Source organism: Lysobacter sp. Soil_N_23, from assembly GCF_057656135.1.
This window is the reverse complement of sequence record NZ_JBDGKY010000004.1, coordinates 35,057-51,895: the sequence shown is the minus strand read 5'-3', so window position 1 is coordinate 51,895 and position 16,839 is coordinate 35,057. Positions and strand designations below refer to the sequence as shown.

14 protein-coding genes are annotated in these 16,839 nt (G+C 68.9%); 4 read left to right on the top strand and 10 right to left on the bottom strand.

The genetic code is table 11. From position 1 onward, the window contains the following. Nucleotides 1–63: 63 nt before the first annotated feature. Nucleotides 64–864: a tryptophan synthase subunit alpha gene (trpA, locus tag AC3A3X_RS04565; protein ID WP_487581865.1), complete on the bottom strand. Its 801-nt coding sequence runs from the start codon at nt 862–864 to the stop codon at nt 64–66. Nucleotides 865–1,087: 223 nt separating this feature from the next. After that, nucleotides 1,088–2,296, bottom strand: coding sequence for a tryptophan synthase subunit beta (gene trpB / locus AC3A3X_RS04560; protein WP_487581864.1), 1,209 nt, complete (start codon nt 2,294–2,296; stop codon nt 1,088–1,090). Between the two features lie 173 nt (nt 2,297–2,469). On the opposite strand from trpB, the gene AC3A3X_RS04555 reads away from it, so the two are divergent. Next, a complete protein-coding gene (locus AC3A3X_RS04555; RefSeq protein ID WP_487581863.1) occupies nt 2,470–3,369 on the top strand; it encodes a LysR family transcriptional regulator in 900 nt (299 codons plus the stop codon). A gap of 66 nt (nt 3,370–3,435) precedes the next feature. Here the strand turns inward: AC3A3X_RS04555 and AC3A3X_RS04550 are convergent, their stop codons facing one another. From AC3A3X_RS04550 to prmB, 7 genes are all read right to left on the bottom strand, one after another. Continuing rightward, nucleotides 3,436–4,077 carry a phosphoribosylanthranilate isomerase gene (locus AC3A3X_RS04550; protein WP_487581862.1) on the bottom strand — a complete coding sequence of 214 codons (642 nt, stop codon included), beginning with the start codon at nt 4,075–4,077 and terminating at the stop codon, nt 3,436–3,438. Next, on the bottom strand, nt 4,074–4,934 hold the full coding sequence (gene truA / locus AC3A3X_RS04545; protein WP_487581861.1) for a tRNA pseudouridine(38-40) synthase TruA: 861 nt from the start codon (nt 4,932–4,934) through the stop codon (nt 4,074–4,076). The genes AC3A3X_RS04550 and truA overlap by 4 nt, the downstream gene beginning before the upstream one ends. Nucleotides 4,935–4,978: 44 nt before the next feature. Next, a complete protein-coding gene (locus tag AC3A3X_RS04540; RefSeq protein WP_487581860.1) occupies nt 4,979–6,868 on the bottom strand; it encodes a type IV pilus assembly protein FimV in 1,890 nt (629 codons plus the stop codon). Between the two features lie 157 nt (nt 6,869–7,025). Continuing rightward, nucleotides 7,026–8,051 carry an aspartate-semialdehyde dehydrogenase gene (locus tag AC3A3X_RS04535; RefSeq protein WP_487581859.1) on the bottom strand — a complete coding sequence of 342 codons (1,026 nt, stop codon included), beginning with the start codon at nt 8,049–8,051 and terminating at the stop codon, nt 7,026–7,028. A gap of 191 nt (nt 8,052–8,242) precedes the next feature. Continuing rightward, nucleotides 8,243–9,241, bottom strand: a complete 999-nt coding sequence (locus tag AC3A3X_RS04530) for a 2-hydroxyacid dehydrogenase (protein ID WP_487581858.1) — start codon at nt 9,239–9,241, stop codon at nt 8,243–8,245. Beyond that, on the bottom strand, nt 9,234–10,337 hold the full coding sequence (aroC, locus tag AC3A3X_RS04525) for a chorismate synthase (RefSeq protein ID WP_487581857.1): 1,104 nt from the start codon (nt 10,335–10,337) through the stop codon (nt 9,234–9,236). The genes AC3A3X_RS04530 and aroC overlap by 8 nt, the downstream gene beginning before the upstream one ends. A gap of 197 nt (nt 10,338–10,534) precedes the next feature. Continuing rightward, complete coding sequence (prmB, locus tag AC3A3X_RS04520) at nt 10,535–11,479, bottom strand: 50S ribosomal protein L3 N(5)-glutamine methyltransferase (RefSeq protein WP_487581856.1); 945 nt, start codon at nt 11,477–11,479, stop codon at nt 10,535–10,537. Nucleotides 11,480–11,569: 90 nt separating this feature from the next. Here prmB and AC3A3X_RS04515 point away from each other — a divergent pair, with 90 nt between their 5' ends. Beyond that, nucleotides 11,570–12,229 carry an SCO family protein gene (locus tag AC3A3X_RS04515; protein WP_487581855.1) on the top strand — a complete coding sequence of 220 codons (660 nt, stop codon included), beginning with the start codon at nt 11,570–11,572 and terminating at the stop codon, nt 12,227–12,229. Then, the gene (asd, locus tag AC3A3X_RS04510) at nt 12,226–13,077 is read left to right on the top strand and encodes an archaetidylserine decarboxylase (protein WP_487581854.1); all 852 of its coding nucleotides are present in this window, start codon (nt 12,226–12,228) and stop codon (nt 13,075–13,077) included. Before AC3A3X_RS04515 ends, asd begins: the two co-directional genes overlap by 4 nt. Before the next feature lie 156 nt (nt 13,078–13,233). Here asd and AC3A3X_RS04505 read toward each other — a convergent pair whose 3' ends face one another. After that, on the bottom strand, nt 13,234–14,784 hold the full coding sequence (locus AC3A3X_RS04505; RefSeq protein WP_487581853.1) for a transglycosylase SLT domain-containing protein: 1,551 nt from the start codon (nt 14,782–14,784) through the stop codon (nt 13,234–13,236). A 236-nt stretch (nt 14,785–15,020) separates the two neighbouring features. Between AC3A3X_RS04505 and AC3A3X_RS04500 the strand changes: the two genes are divergently transcribed. Next, nucleotides 15,021–16,577: a helicase HerA-like domain-containing protein gene (locus tag AC3A3X_RS04500; RefSeq protein WP_487581852.1), complete on the top strand. Its 1,557-nt coding sequence runs from the start codon at nt 15,021–15,023 to the stop codon at nt 16,575–16,577. Nucleotides 16,578–16,839 lie beyond the last annotated feature (262 nt).

The following is a 16,839-nucleotide window of genomic DNA, read 5'->3' as shown; positions in this document are numbered from 1 at the left end:
TCAGGCTTGGTGAGTGCCGGAGTGGGGTCCGGCCGAGCGGGCCAGTTTAGCGCAGTGGCGTGCTCAGGCCGGCAGGGCGTCGAGGGCAGCCCGTAGCGGTTCGAGAAAGGCCTTGGCTTGTCCGGCCGGATCGACTGCTTCGGCCAGCGTCGCCACCAGGGCGCTGCCGACGACGACGCCCTCGGCCTCGGCGGCCATGGCTGCCGCGCTGGCGGCATCCTTGATGCCGAAACCGGCCACGACCGGGACACGGCTGCGGCTGCGGATTTCATGCAGGCGCGCGTTGGCGGCGCCGGTGTCGAGCCGGTCGGCGCCGGTGACGCCGGCGAAGCTGACGTAGTACAGGTAGCCCTGCGCCTGCTCGCACAGCACCGCCATGCGGGCGTCGGTGGTGGTTGGTGAGGCCAGCAGGATCAGGGCCAGGCCGTGCGCCGAGAAGGCCACCCGGAACTCGGCGGACTCCTCCGGCGGCAGGTCGACCAGCAACACGCCGTCGACGCCGGCCGCAACCGCCTCGGCGGCGAAGCGCTCGGCGCCGGGGATCTCGACCGGGTTGAGGTAGCCCATCAGCACCACCGGCGTGTCGGCGTCGCGCTCACGGAAGCGGCGCACGCAGTCGAACACGAACGACCGCCCCGCCCCGCGCGCCAATGCGCGCTCGGAACTGCGCTGGATGGTCGGGCCGTCGGCCATCGGGTCGGAGAACGGCACGCCCAGTTCGATCACGTCGGCGCCGGCCGCGACCAGCGCGTGCATCACCGGCACGGTGGCTTCGAGGGAGGGATCGCCGGCGGTGATGAAGGGGATCAGCGCCTTGCGGTGCTGTGCCTTCAATGCAGCGAATCGGATGTCTATGCGGTTCATGCGAGCAGCCCGTTGAAAGCCCCTCTCCCGCTTGCGGGAGAGGGGTTGGGGTGAGGGCAAGTGGAAATGTGGGCGATAGCTGTCACGCAGCCGCTCCGTCTGCCCTCATCCGGCGCTGCGCGCCACCTTCTCCCGCTCGCGGGAGAAGGGATCGACGCGACTCTTCCGTTGAAAGCCCCTCTCCCGCCTGCGGGAGAGGGGTTGGGGTGAGGGCAAGCCCGGATCACAGCGACATCCCTTCGCGCGCGGCGATCGTGTGCACGTCCTTGTCGCCGCGGCCGGACAGGTTGCACAGCACGATCGCGTCCTTTGGCAGCTCCCGCGCCAGCTTCGTCGCCTGCGCGATCGCATGGCTGGATTCCAGCGCCGGCAGGATGCCCTCGCAGCGCGCGAGCTGGTGGAATGCTGCCAGCGCTTCGTCGTCGCTCACGCCGACGTATTGCGCGCGACCGGCATCCTTGAGGAATGCGTGCTCCGGGCCGACGCCGGGATAGTCCAGGCCGGCCGACACCGAATGCGTCTCGATGATCTGGCCGTCGTCGTCGCACAGCACGTAGGTGCGGTTGCCATGCAGCACGCCCGGACGGCCGGCGGCCAGCGACGCGGCGTGATGCCCGGTGGCGATGCCCTCGCCCGCTGCCTCGGCGCCCACCAGGCGCACGTCGCGGTCGTTGAGGAAGGCGTGGAAGATGCCGATCGCATTGCTGCCGCCGCCGACGCAGGCGGTGACGGCATCGGGCAGGCGGCCGTATTCGGCCAGCATCTGCGCGCGCGCTTCGCGGCCGACAATCGCGTTGAAGTCGCGGACCATGCGCGGATACGGGTCCGGGCCGGCGACCGTGCCGATGATGTAGAACGTGTCGCGCACATTGCTGACCCAGTCGCGCATGGCCTCGTTGAGCGCGTCCTTGAGCGTGGCCGAACCGCTGGTCACCGGCACCACGGTCGCGCCGAGCAGGCGCATCCGGTAGACGTTGATCTTCTGCCGCTCGATGTCGGTGGCGCCCATGTAGACCACGCAGTCCAGGCCCAGGCGCGCGGCCACCGTGGCGCTGGCGACGCCGTGCTGGCCGGCGCCGGTCTCCGCGATGATCCGGGTCTTGCCCATGCGGCTGGCGAGCAGCGCCTGGCCGATGGTGTTGTTGATCTTGTGCGCGCCGGTGTGATTGAGGTCCTCGCGCTTGAGCAGGATGCGCGCACCCCCGACCTCCTCGCTCAGCCGCTGGGCGTGGTAGATCGGGCTGGGACGGCCGACGTAATGGGCCAGGTCGCGGTCGAACTCGGCGACAAAGGCCGGATCGACCCGCGCGGCGTCATAGGCCGCGGCCAGTTCCTCGAGCGGGCCGATCAGGGTCTCGGCGACGAAGCGGCCGCCGTAGCGACCGAAGTGACCGGAGGCGTCCGGGTAAGCGTGGAAGTCCACGACGCTCATGTCATTTCCTTTGAACCAATGCGGCAAGGCAGGCAGGAGTCCAGCTTGCTGGCGACTGGGGAGGGGGCGCCACCAGCAAGCTGGGCCTGCAACTACGGTTCCCACCTTATCGCACGGTGCTGGCCACAAAAACCTATAAAATTGGCCTGACCTGTCAGGAAATCTCACATCTCATGAGCCGCGACCTGCCCCCGCTCAATGCCCTGCGCGCGTTCGAGGCGGTCGCCCGGCTGGACAGCGTCAGCCGCGCGGCCGACGAACTTCACGTCACCCATGGCGCGGTCAGCCGGCACCTGCGGGCGCTGGAGGAGACGCTCGGGACGGCGCTGTTCGTGCGCCAGGGTCGCGGCCTGGCACTGACACCGGCGGGCCGGCGCCTGCACGAAGCCGCCGAAGCGGCATTCGAGCCGCTGCGCGGCGCCTGGGCGGAATTGCGTCGCCGGCCCCAGCAGGCACCGCTGGTGCTCGGCTGCCCCGGCAGCGTGCTGGCGCGCTGGATGATTCCACGGATTGAGCGCCTCGCGCGCGACTTGCCGGATCTCAAGCTGCACCTGTCGGCAAGCGAGACGGCCCCGGATGCGCAACTGAGCGGGCTCGATGCGGCGCTGCTGATCTCGCAGGCGCCGTGGCCGGCGGATTGGCAGGTGCACGAGCTTGCCGCCGAGCGCATCGGGCCGGTACTGAGCCCGCGACTGGAAGGTCACGAGCGCCTGCTGACGTCGCCTGCGACTTCGCTGCTGGGCGAGCCGCTGCTGCACACCACCTCGCGACCGCAAGCGTGGCAGGACTGGGCCGTCCGCATGGGACTGGACCCGGCAGCGCTTCGGCTGGGCACCGGGTTCGAGCACTTGTACTACCTGCTCGAAGCCGCGCAGGCGGGACTGGGCGCGGCGATCAGCCCGGAGCCGCTGGTGGCCGAGGATCTCGCTGCAGGAAGGTTGCTTGCGCCATGGGGCTTCGTGGCGACGGACGGATGCTGGGCGCTGTGCGCGCCCAAGCGCAGCAGCGATCCGCGCGTGCCGCGGCTGGCCAGGTGGCTGCGCGCCGAACTGGCCACTACCCCGCCTGTGTAGGAGCGAGCTTGCTCGCGAACGGGCGACCAACACACTGCCGACGCACGATCGCGAGCAAGCTCGCTCCTACGACAGCGTGTCGGCGCGGCGCACTTCTTCTACGAAGCGACGCATGCGCGCGGCATCCTTGATCCCCGGCGCGCTCTCGATACCGCTCGATACATCCACGCCCCACGGCCGCACGACACTGACGGCCTCGAACACGTTTTCGGGGACGATGCCACCTGCCAGCAGGAAGGGTTTTCCCAATTGCGCCGGAATGCGTGACCAGTCGAACGTGCGGCCGCTGCCGCCGGCACCGCCGACGGCGTGGCTGTCGAGCAGCAGCGCCGTCGCATCGGGATAGCGGGCGGACCAGTCGATGCCCTGCCCGGCTTGATCGCCCATGGCAATGGCCTTCATGTACGGCAGGCCGAAGCTGCGACAGAACGCTTCGTCCTCGACACCATGGAACTGCAGCAGCGTCGGGCGCACCTGCGCGATGACGCCGCGCACTTCCTCGGCCGCGTTGTCCATGAACAACGCGACGGCCTCGATGCCGGCGGCCACTTCCTTCCTCAACGCCGCGGTCTGCGCGATTTCGAGGCGCCGCGGACTGCGCTGTGCGAACACCATCCCGATCGCATCCACGCCCAGGTAGCAGGCCAGGCGGATGTCTTCGGCGCGGGTCATGCCGCAGAACTTGATGCGGGTGTGGCGCAGGCTCACAGCGCCGCCTCGGACGGCAAGCCATCTGACAGCGTGACCTCCGCCGGCAGGCCCCATTGCGCCGGATAGCGCGGGCCGAGGAACACCAGCCCCGCCGACGGCGCGGTCGGACCGGCCACCGTGCGATCGCGACCGGCAAGCAGTTGCGCGATCCACGCCTCGGGCTGCTCGCCGCTGCCGATCATCAACAGGCTGCCGACGATGTTGCGAACCATGTGATGCAGGAACGCATTGGCCTGCACCTCGACCTCGACGACCTCGCCATCGCGGCGAACACTGATCGCCTGCATCTCGCGCATCGCGTGCGGCGCCTGGCAATGCACGGTGCGGAACGCGGAAAAGTCGTTCTCGCCCAGCAGCGCCTGCGCGGCACGATCCATCGCATCGGCATCGAGCGGACGCCGTTCCCAGCTCAGGTACTGGCGACCCAGCGCCGGGCGCACCGGGCGATTGAGGATGCGGTAGCGATACCGGCGCGCGCGTGCCGAGAATCGTGCATGGAAGTCGTCCGGCACCGGCTGGCACCAGCGCACGCACAGCTGCGGCGGCAGGCGGCTGGTGACGCCGAGCATCCAGCCGCGCGGATCACGTACCGCGGCGCTGTCGAAGTGGACGACCTGGCATGCGGCGTGCACGCCGGCGTCGGTGCGACCGGCGCAGACCACCTCGACCGGATGCCCGGCGACGAACGTCAGCGCCTGCTCGAGCGCGGCCTGCAGGGTCTGCTCGCCCTCCCGCTCCGGCTCGCCATGCTTGCTCAGCCGTTGCCAGCCCGAGAACCCGCTGCCGTCGTATTCGACGCCGAGGGCATGGCGCCGCGACGGGGGGGCGTCGACGGCGGTTGCGGTTTCGACCACGCTTCAGTCCAGTTGATCAGTCCGGCAAGAGGGGTCCGGCAGGGTCAGTCGAGTTCCTGCAGCATCCGCGAGGCGTGCTGGCGTGCGACCAGGTCACCATTGATCACCACTTCGGCGAGCAGCTGGCGGGCGCTTTCGCGGTCGCCCAGGTCCAGGTAGGCGCGGGCAAGTTCGAGACGCTCCTGGCCCGGCTGCGTCGCCATCGACGGCTCGACGCGGCCCTTGGTGTCGGCCGATGAGACGTGCCATGCCGGCGCCGTCGCGCTGGGTGAAGACGTGCCGGGAGCCGGTGCTGCGGCGGGTGCCGGGGCTGCCGCCCTTTGCAGTTCGAATGCCGGCACCGGCGCTTCCTCGACGCGCAGATCCGCTTCGGCCTGGACCGGAGCGTGCTGCTGCCCGCGGTTGGACGATTCGGGGAACGAGGATTCGGCGAACGAGTCAGCGATCGACGTCACCGCGGCGGCATCGCCCGGCAGCGGCGCGCGGAACACCGGCTTGACCGGACGACGGCGCAGGAACCAGCCACCGACCATGACCAGCAGCAGCACGCCACCGCCGATCAGCCATGGCATTGCCGAACCGGCCTGCATCGCCTGGTCCTTCTGGTTGCTCTGCGCCAGGCGTTGCTGGGCGGCGGCCAGCTCGCTGTCCTTCATTGCGATCAGCTGCTGCTGCTTGCTCTGCAGTTGCTCCAGCTCGGCGACGCGGCCCTTGAGCTCCTGCAGCTCGGCCTCGCGCGCGGCGAGGGTTTCGGTGTTCTGTTGCAGTTCCTGACGCAGCATGTCGCCCTCACCACCGGCGTTGATGCCGGATTGTGTACCCGCCTGGGTAGCGCTGCTGGCGCCAGGCGGAACGATTTCCAGACGCGCATCGGCGCTGCGCGGGTTGGCCGTCGCAGTCGTTGCGTTTGCCGCCACCGGCGACGTTGCCGCAGAGGCGGCGATGCCGGCTTCGAGCGCCGGCTGCGGCACCGCGCGACGCGCGTCGCGCCACTGCCGCACCTGGCTGCTGACCAGCTGGCGCGCCTGCGTCGCATCGACGCTGGCCATCTGCTCGCCGGCCGGCAGTGCCAGCACCGCACCGGCCTTGAGCCGGTTGATGTTGCCGCCGATGAACGCTTCGGGGTTGGCGCGCAGCAGCGCGATCATCGCCTGGTCGAGGGTGAAGCCCTCGCCCTGCATGCGATCGGCAATCTGCGAAAGGGTGTCGCCGCGACGCACGGAGTATTCGCCGGCGAGATCGCCCGCGGGCATGGCTGCCGGCGCCGCGCTGGCGACCTGCATCGGCGCGGTCGCCGGTTCCGCCGCTGGCGTCGGAGTCGGCGCAATTGCGTTGGTGTCGTCGTTGTTGTCGCCGTCGGGACCGGCGGCGACGGATTCTTCAGCCGGGGCGGCCTCGGCAGGCGCGTCCGCCGGGGCGGCGGCCACTTCCGGTTCGAGCGGGCGCTCGACGATGTTGGGTGCGGAGACCACGGTCTCCTCGATCTGCGGCTGCAGCGGCGCCGAGACCGTACGCGGGGTGTCCAGCAGCGCCGAGTACTCGCGCACCAGCCTGCCCTGGCCCCAGTCGACCGAGACCAGGAAGGTGAGCAGCGAGTCGTTCACCGGCTGGTCGCTGGTGACGCGAATCACCGGCCGGCCGGCCGAGTCGAGCGCCGAGGCGAAGCGCAGCTCGGCCACGACGCCGCTGGGCGGTTGCAGGCCGATGCGGGCGAACACCAGCGGCGAAGCCAGCTCCGCCTGCAGGTTCTCCAGTTCGGACGGATCGTTGGAGACGATCGGAATTTCAGCCAGGAATGGCTGCCCGATTCGCGACTTGACCTCGATCTGGCCCAGCCCCAACGCCGACGCGGCGCCGCTGGCAAGGGCCAGCGCCAATGCCAGCACCGTGCGCGAGCCGCGCCTGGCCGGCTGTTTCACTTGACGTTGTTTCACTTCGGATCCCGATGCCGTCCCCCGGCGGCGACTCTAGCCTTCGCCGGGGTCAGGGGCAATTGAAACCGTCGCCGAATGCGATCGCGGCGACGGATTGAGGGCCGCGGGCAGTCCGTGAGCGGCCTTGCCGCCCCCGGCCGTGCTCAGTCGCGCATGCTCAGCCGCGCTCGGCCCAGACCAGCTCGGCCAGCTGGACCGCGTTGAGCGCCGCACCCTTGCGGATGTTGTCGGAGACGATCCACAGGTTGACCGCCCGCGGGTGCGAGAAGTCGTCGCGGATGCGGCCGACATAGACCGGATCGTTGCCCGAGGCGTGGGTCACCGGCGTCGGGTAACCGCCGGCCCTGGGCTCGTCGACCACTTCCACGCCCGGCGCGGTCAGCAGCATCTCGCGCACCTGCGCGGCCGTGATCTTCTCGCGGGTCTCGACGTTGACCGCCTCCGAGTGGCCATAGAACACCGGCACGCGCACCGCGGTCGGGTTCACCTGGATCGAGTCGTCGCCGAGGATCTTGCGCGTCTCCCAGACCAGCTTCATCTCTTCCTTGGTGTAGCCGTTGTCCTGGAAGTCGTCGATGTGCGGGATCAGGTTGAAGGCGATCTGCACCGGGAAACGATCCGGCTGCGGGTCCTGGAAGTTCAGCAGCGCGCCGGTCTGGCGGCCGAGCTCCTCCAGCGCCGAGCGGCCACCGCCGGACACCGACTGGTAGGTCGCCACGTTGATCCGCTCGATGCCGACCTTGCGGTGGATCGGCGCCAGCGCGACCAGCATCTGCATGGTCGAGCAGTTCGGGTTGGCGATGATGCCGCGCGGGCGGTTGGCCACCTGCTCGGGATTGACCTCCGACACCACCAGCGGCACGTCGTCGTCGTAGCGGAACGCCGAGGAGTTGTCGATCACCACCGCACCGGCGGCGGCGAACTTGGGCGCATATTCCTTGGAGATGCTGCCACCGGCCGAGAACAGCGCGATGTCGACACCGCTCGGATCGAATTTGGCCAGGTCCTCGACCACCAGTTTCTTCGCACCGAACTCGATCTTCTCGCCGGCCGAGCGTTCGCTCGCCAGCACGTGCAATTTGCCGATGGGGAACTGACGCTCGGCGAGGATCTTGAGCATGGTCTCGCCGACCGCGCCGGTGGCACCGACAATGGCAACGTTGCAGGAGTTCTTGGCGTTCATTGGTTCCTTGTGGTCCTGGTGGGTGGGAGCAGCCGGGATGTTTCCGGCGGGTGGGGTGATTGCATTATCGACTAACGGAGCTCCCTTCTCCCGCTTGCGGGAGAAGGTGGCCGGCAGGCCGGATGAGGGGAGGCACGATAGCCGCGGCCCTGCCCTCACCCCAACCCCTCTCCCGCGAGCGGGAGAGGGGCTCAGGTTTTCAGTGATTCAATGTTGACGGGTGTCGGCGGGTGACCTGCGTCGGGGCCGAAGCCCAGCGCGGCGATCAGGTTGTCGACGGCCAGACTGACCATCGCCCGACGCGTGGCGAGGCTGGCGCTGGCGATATGCGGGGTCAGCACGACATTGCGCAGTGCAAGCAGGCGCGGATTCACCGCCGGCTCGCCTTCGAACACGTCCAGGCCGGCGGCGGCCAGGCGCCCGGCGGACAGCGCCTCGGCCAGTGCATCCTCGTCGACCAGGCCGCCGCGGGCGATGTTGGTCAGCGTCGCGGTCGGCTTCATCTTCGCCAGCGCCGCAGCATCGACCAGATGATGCACCTGCGGCGAATACGGCAGCACCAGCACCAGGTGGTCGGCCTGCGCCAGCAGCGTGTCGAAATCCACGTACTGCGCGCGGCAATCACGCTCAATGTCTTCCGGCAGGCGGCTGCGGTTGTGGTACAGCACGCGCATGTCGAATCCGGCGGCACGGCGGGCGATGCCCTGCCCTATCCGGCCCATCCCGAGGATGGCCAGCGTCGAGCCGTGCAGGTCACCGCCCAGCAGGGTCTCGAAGCTCCACTGCCGCCACTGTCCCTCGCGCAGCCAGCGTTCGCCCTCGGTGATCCGCCGCGCCGCGGCCATCATCAGGGCGAAGCCGAAGTCGGCGGTGGTCTGGGTGAGCACGTCGGGCGTGTTGGTGACGAGGATGCCGGCACGGGTCAGCGCCGGCACGTCGAGGTTGTTGTAGCCGACGCCGACGTTGGCGATCGCGCGCAGGCGACTGGCGGCCGCGACTTCGGCCGCGCCAATCGGATCGTTGAGCGTGACCAGGGCACCGTCGCTACCGGCCAGCGCAGCGGCAATGGCCGCCGACCCGTGCTGGGTCACCTGCGCGGTGTCGATGACATCGAAGTGCTCACGCAGGCGTTCGACGATATCGGCGAACAGAGGTTGCGACACCCACACCCGCGGCCGCGCTTCAGCCATCGATCGAGCCTGCGATGCGCGGCGTCGGCAGTTCGACATCGCCGCACTGGGCACGGTGGCGCAGCGCCTGGTCCATCAGCACCAGCGCCACCATCGCTTCGCAGATGGGCGTGGCGCGGATGCCGACGCAGGGGTCATGGCGACCGGTGGTGACCACCTCGACGACGTTGCCGTGGACATCGAGGCTGTCGACCGGCAGGCGCAGGCTCGAGGTCGGCTTGAAGGCGACCGAGCAGCGCAGGGGCTGGCCGCTGCTGATGCCACCGAGGATGCCGCCGGCGTGGTTGGAGGCGAAGCCCCCCGGCGTCATGTGGTCGCGGTGCTCGCTGCCCTTCTGCGCGACCACGCCGAAGCCGTCGCCGATCTCCACGCCCTTGACCGCATTGATGCTCATCAGCGCGCTGGCCAGTTCGCCGTCGAGCTTGCCGTAGATCGGCTCGCCCCAGCCAGGCGGCACGCCGGTGGCGATCACGTCGACGCGCGCGCCGACCGAATCGCCGGACTTGCGCAGCGCGTCCATGTACAGCTCCAGCTCGGTGACTTGGCGGGTGTCGGGCCAGAAGAACGGATTGTCCTCCACCGCCGCCAGGTCGAAACCGTCGGGCACGATCTCGCCGATCTGCGACAGGTAGCCGCGGACCTCGACGCCATGACGGTCGGCCAGCCACTTCTTGGCGATCACCGCGGCGGCCACGCGCATCGTCGTCTCGCGCGCCGAGGAGCGACCACCGCCGCGCGGGTCGCGGATGCCGTACTTCTGCCAGTAGGTGTAGTCGGCGTGACCCGGGCGGAACTGCTCGGAAATCTTCGCGTAGTCCTTGCTGCGCTGGTCGGTGTTGCGGATCAGCAGCGCTATGGGAGTACCGGTGGTGACGCCTTCGTAGACACCGCTGAGGATCTCGACCTCGTCGGCCTCGTGACGCTGCGAGGTGTGGCGGGTGCGGCCGGTGGCGCGCCGTTCGAGGTCGCGGCGGAAGTCCTCCGGCGCGATCGCGATGCCGGGTGGGCAGCCATCGACGACGCAGCCGATCGCCGGGCCGTGGCTTTCGCCGAAGGTGGTTACCGAGAGCAGCTTGCCGAAGGTGTTGCTGGACACGGGGGATCCTGTTGTCGGGACCGGTGCACTCTAGCAATCGGAAATGGTTGCTGCCGGAACAAGCGCCACTCGAGCCCCTCTCCCGCTTGCGGGAGAGAGGTTGGGGTGAGGGTGGGAAGTGGCCGCAGCCACGAAGATCAAGAGCGCCCTCATCCGCCCTCCGGGCCCCTTCTCCCGCTAGCGGGAGAAGGGACTCCTCAGCCGCGCGCGTCCGCCAGCGCCTTGATCCTGGCGTGGTGCTCGACCAGATCGCTGCGCTCGACCACGAAGATGCCCATCTGGCCGACCTTGAACTCCACCCACGCCATCGGCAGTTCCGGCAGCAGAGCCACCAGCGCCTGCTCGGCTTCGCCGACTTCGCAGATCAAAAGGCCCTGCTCGCTGAGGTGGTCGGGGGCGTCGCGCAGGATCTTCAGCGCCAGGTCGAGGCCGTCGTCGCCGGCGCGCAGGCCCAGGTCGGGCTCGTACGAGTACTCCTTCGGCAGCGCATCGGTCTCGTCGTTGGTCACGTACGGCGGGTTGGTCACGATCAGGTCGTAGACCTCGCCCTGCAGGCCCTTGAACAGGTCCGACTTGCGCAGCGTGACGTTGTCGGCATGCAGCCGCGCCTTGTTCTCGTGCGCCAGCGACAGCGCATCGTCGTTGATGTCGGCGCCGTCGACCTGCCAGTACGGGTGGTAGTGGCCGGTGGCGATGGCAATGCAACCCGAACCGGTGCACAGGTCGAGCACGCGCTCGACTTCGCGACCGCCCAGCCACGGTTCGAAGCCGGCGGTGATCAGTTCAGCGATCGGCGAGCGCGGCACGAGGGCGCGGCGGTCGCTCTTGAAACTCAGCCCGGCGAACCAGGCCTCACCGGTCAGGTAGGCGGCCGGAACGCGCTCAATGATGCGGCGCTCGAACAGCGCCAGCACCCGCGCCTTCTCGTCCGCGGTCACGCGCGAGGTGCCGTACACCGGGCTCAGGTCGTGCGGCAGGTGCAGCGCATGCAGCACCAGCTGGGTGGCTTCGTCCAGGGCGTTGTCGTAGCTGTGTCCGAAGGTGAGGCCCGACTCGTTGAAGCGGCTGCCGCCGTAGCGGATCAGGTCGATGATCGAGACCTGTTCGAACTGAACGGCCTGGAAGGTGGCGGAGCCGGACATGGCGAGGCCTTGCATTGGGGGTCGGCGATTATACCGGGCGACCGGTATCATGCCCGCGCGCCCAGCCGGGGCGGCCGTTCAAGAGACATCATGTTCAACCGCACCACCGTGCTCATCCTGATCGCCGCCCTCGCCGCCGCCCTGGGGCTGTGGGCCGCGCAACGCCATTTCGGTCCGGTCACCGCCTCCAAGTGGCCGCAGACCCAGGCCGTGCGCCTGTTCGAGCCGGCCCGCGAGCTGCCCTCGTTCTCGCTGCGCCAGTCCGACGGCACCGCGCTGGTACCCGGTGAGCTCAAGGGCCACTGGACGCTGGTGTTCCTCGGTTTCACCCATTGCCCGGACGTATGCCCGACCACCCTGGCGGAAATGGCCCGCGCGCAGAAGCAGTGGGCGGCCCTGCCGGAAGCCACCCGCCCGCGCGTGCTGTTCGTATCAGTCGATCCCGAGCGCGACACGCCGGACCTCGTCGGCGAGTACGCCCACGCCTTCCACCGCGACACCCTGGCCGCCACCGCCGACATCCCGGCACTGGAAGGCTTCGCCAAGTCGCTGAGCATGGTCTTCGCCAAGGTGCCGGCGGCGGATGGCGCGCCGGCCGACCAGTACAGCGTCGACCACAGTGCCTCGATGGCGGTCCTCGACCCGCAGGGCCGCATGGCCGGCATCGTCCAGCCCCCGTTCGACCCGAAGGCGATCGCCGCCGACATGACCGCGCTGACGCAGGCGGCTGCAGGAGCGCGCGCCGAATGAGTCTGGTCACTGCCCTCACCTATGTGCTGCCGCATCGCCTGCTGTCGTCGATGGCGCGCTCGCTGGCCTACTCGGACACGCCGTGGATCAAGCAGTGGCTGATCGACACGGTCACGCGCAAGTTTGGCGTCAACCTGGCCGAAGCGGCCGAGCCGGATCCGCAGGCGTATCCGACCTTCAATGCCTTCTTCACCCGCGCGCTCAAGCCCGGCGCCCGCGTTGCCGACGCCGATCCGCGCTCGCTGCTGATGCCCGCCGATGGCCGCATCAGCCAGTGCGGCCCGATCGAAAACGGCCGCATCTTCCAGGCAAAGGGCCAATCGTTCACCGCCGCCGAGCTGCTCGGTGACGACGATGCCGCCGAGCCGTTCGACAACGGTCTGTTCGCCACCGTGTACCTGTCGCCCAAGGATTACCACCGCGTGCACATGCCGTGGGGCGGCAAGCTGCGCGAGACCGTGCACGTGCCTGGTCGTCTCTTCAGCGTCGGCCCGGCCGCGGTGCGGAACGTGCCGCGCCTGTTCGCCCGCAACGAACGCCTGGTCTGCCACTTCGACACCGATTTCGGACCGATGGCGATGGTGATGGTCGGTGCGCTGCTGGTCTCGGGCGTGGAGACGGTGTGGAGCGGCGTGGAGATTCCGCGCTACGGCGACACGGTGACCGTCAAGGACTACCGCGGCGCCGACATCACCCTGGAGCGGTTCGCCGAGATGGCGCGCTTCAACTACGGCTCGACCGTGATCGTGCTGCTGCCGCCGGGCGTGGCGGCGCTTGACCCGGCGCTGAAGGGTGAATCGCCGGTGCGGCTGGGTGAAGTGCTGGCGCGTCGAACGGACGCGGCATAGCAAGCGTCCTTCATTCCCGCACCCCGTATCCCGTCATTCCCGCGAAGGCGGGAACCCCGTGTCGTTGCTTCTGACGCGACTGGAAGCCGCTGGGTCCCCGCCTTCGCGGGGATGACGGCAAAATGCTGTGAGCGCTCCCCCTCGCCCGCATGCGCCTCAACCCTCGCAGCCGTCCAGCTTGATCTTCTGCCCCGGCCTGATCGCATAGCGCGGCGCCTTGAGCTTGTTGACCTTGGCCAGGTCGCCGGTATCGCACTGGAACTTCTGCGCGATCGCGGTCAGTGTTTCACCGCGCTTGACGGTATAGGACGCCGGCTTGGACGCCTTCTTCGATGCCGGCTTGGCCGCTGCCACCGCGCCGGCCGAACCGGTGCCCGCACTCTCGGCCTCATACACCGCCTCGCTCGAATCCACCGGCGTGACCGGCCCGGTCCGCACGATCGCCGAGCTGGCATCGCTCATCACCAGCGTATGCGCCAGGTCGGCGCGCTGGCCCTGCACGCACCAGCGGTTGTACAGGCCGACGATCCTGGTGGTGGCATTGAGCGTGGTGCCGGCAGGCAGGTAGCGGTCGGCCTCGTAACGCGGATTGAGGTTGCGCAACGCGCGCATGTAGCCGTCACGCGAACCATTGCTGCCCAGGCAGATCGTCAGCTCGTAGATCGAGCTGGGCTTGCTCAGGCGCAGCCCGGCCGCGCGTGCGTCGACCTTCGGGAAGCTCAGGCCATATTCCTTGGGATGCAGGAACAGCCACGCCGCGGCGATCACCATCGGCACGTAGTCGCGGGTTTCGGCCGGGAACTGGTTGTAGACCGACTCGTCCCAGAAGTTGCGCCCGCCCGAGCTGTTGTAGACGCGCAGCGCGCGGCCTTCGCCGCCGTTGTAGGCGGCCAGCGACAGCTCGATGCTGCGGTTGAGCTCGCCCAGGCGCTCGTTGAAATAGGACGCCGCCGCCTGCGCCGATGCGCGGGCGTCGTAGCGGGTATCGAAGCCGGTACCGTCTTCACCCAGGCCGAAGCGGCGGCCGGTGCCGTACATGAACTGCATCGGCCCGGCGGCGCCGGCGCGCGAGGTCGAATGGACGCGTCCGTTGGATTCCTTGGCCATCACGCCGAACAGTAGCGCCTCGGGCAGGCCGGCGCGCTCGAACTGCGGCCACATCGCCTGGCGCAGGTACTGGTAGTTCTCGTGGGTGTCGATCAGCGCCGGGCGCATGTCGGTCAGCCAGCGGCGGATGCCGGCCTGCACGGCCGGGTTGTACTGCACCATCTTGACGAAGCGCTCGCCGTCGGCACTGAGCAGCGCCGCGGCGCGGGCGGCCTCGGGCACATCGGCGGTGATGCTGCCTGCGCCTTCGTCGTCGTTGTCCTCGGGCAGGTCGTCGCCCGATGCCAGGTCGGCGTTCTGCTTCAGCAGGCGCTTGTAGGCGGTCAGCATGGTCGTGGGCGAGCAGCCCTTCTGCTTCACGCAGGCGGCCATCACGTCTTCCATGTCCTCCAGCGCCGCATCGACCTCGGTGCGTCCCGACGGATCGGCATTGCCGACCTTGACGATGGCCTGGCGATAGCGGGCCTCGGCGGCCTGCATGCGCTGGTCGAGTGCCTCCACGGCAGCCTGGTCACGCTTTGAGAGGGCATGCGCGCTCGGCGCAAGTGTGGCGAAACCGAGCGCGAGCAGCGCGACGGAAGGACGAACCAGTGCGGGCATGGACGACAACTGCAAGCGGGGGACTGGGAGGGTAGCGTTGCCTTGTGAACGCCGGCAAGCACTGTTGCAGCCGGAGTGCGTGAATGGGGATAGGCGTGGCAAATGCGGCCCGCCTCGGCTCCGGCATCGCCCCGCCGGGAAACTTTCCCGGTGTCCGTGCGCGCCCGAGCAGCATTCGGCGGCGCCGCATAGAATCGTCCGCACTTCCCCACTGACCCGAGAGCACGGACCCGGACATGGTCACCACCACAGGCACGACCACAGGCACGATCCTCATCGGCAAGGCCGTCACCACCCCGACCTCCCTGCCCGACAGCCACGGCCAGGTGTACCTGCTGCCCAAGTTCGGCAACCGCCATGGACTGGTCGCCGGCGCCACCGGCACCGGCAAGACCGTGACCCTGATGACACTGGCCGAAGGCTTCTCGCGCCTGGGCGTGCCGGTGTTCCTGGCCGACGTGAAGGGCGACGTCGCCGGCCTGGCGATGGCCGGCACCAGCAACGACAAGCTGCAGGCCCGCGTTGCCGAGATCGGCATCGGCGACTACGCCAGCCAGGCCAGCCCGGTCGTGTTCTGGGACCTGTTCGGCAAGCTCGGCCACCCGGTGCGGACCACCGTCAGCGAGATGGGCCCGACCCTGCTGGCGCGCGTGCTCGAACTCAACGACACCCAGTCGGGCGTGCTCGACATCGTCTTCAAGCTCGCCGACGACCGCGGCCTGCTGCTGCTCGACCTGGAGGACCTGCGTGCCCTGCTCGGCCTGGTCGCGGCCGAGCGCAAGGACATCTCCACCAGTTACGGCCTGGTCAGCGCGCAGTCGATCGGCGCGATCCAGCGCTCGCTGCTGCGCCTGGAGCAGGAAGGCGGCGAGATGTTCTTCGGCGAGCCGGCGCTGGAACTGACCGACCTGATGCGCACCCACACCGACGGTCGCGGCGTGGTCAACGTCCTCGCCTCCGACCAGCTGGTGCTGAAGCCGCGACTGTATTCGAGTTTCCTGCTGTGGCTGCTGTCGGAGCTGTTCGAGAACCTGCCCGAGGTCGGCGACCTCGACAAGCCCAAGCTGGTGTTCGTCTTCGACGAGGCCCACCTGCTGTTCGACGACGCTCCGCCGGCACTGCAGCAGCGTGTCGAACAGGTGGTGCGCCTGATTCGCTCCAAGGGCGTGGGCGTTTACTTCTGTTCGCAGTTTCCCGACGACGTGCCCGACAACATCCTCGGCCAGCTCGGCAATCGCGTGCAGCATGCATTGCGGGCGTTCACGCCGCGCGACCAGAAGGCGGTGAAGACCGCGGCGCAGACCTTCGTCGCCAACCCGGCGCTGGACGTGGCGCAGACCATCTCCCAGCTCGGCACCGGCGAGGCATTGGTATCGACGCTGCAGGAGAAAGGCGTGCCGATGCCCGTGGAAAAGACCCTGGTGGCGCCGCCGCGTTGCCGCATGGGCGCGATCACCGACGCCGAACGCGCGCAGGTCCGCGCCAGCAGCCCGGTCGGGCACAAGTACGACACCCGCATCGACCGCGACTCGGCCGCCGAGGCGCTGGCGCAGAAGGCAACCGCCGCGACCGAGCAGGCCAAGGCGCCGCCGGCGCGCACGCGCGAGCAGGACGATGCCGACGAAGGCGGTTTCAGCCAGTCGGTGAAGGATGCCGTGTTCGGCACCAAGCGCCGCCAGGGGATGGTCGAGACCATGGCCAAGCAGACCGCGCGAACGGTCGGCAACCAGATCGGCCAGCAGATCCTGCGCGGCCTGCTGGGTGGGATCTTTGGCGGCAAGGGTCGGCGCTGATTCGCATGTGATCCCGTCGTTCCCGCGTAGGCGGGAACCCATGGACGTTGCCTCTGACCCGTCATTCCCGCGAAGGCGGGAACCCAGTGCCTTCGCCGTTGATCGATCCGGCCAGCAGGACCCGAAGCACGACAAAGCCAAAGTCGCTGGGTTCCCGCCTTCGCGGGAATGACGGGTTTCTAATGACGGGTTTCTAGGGAATGACGGGTTCTTGGGGAATGACGGGATTGGGCGAACCGCGAGGCAAAAGCCCACGTCCTTG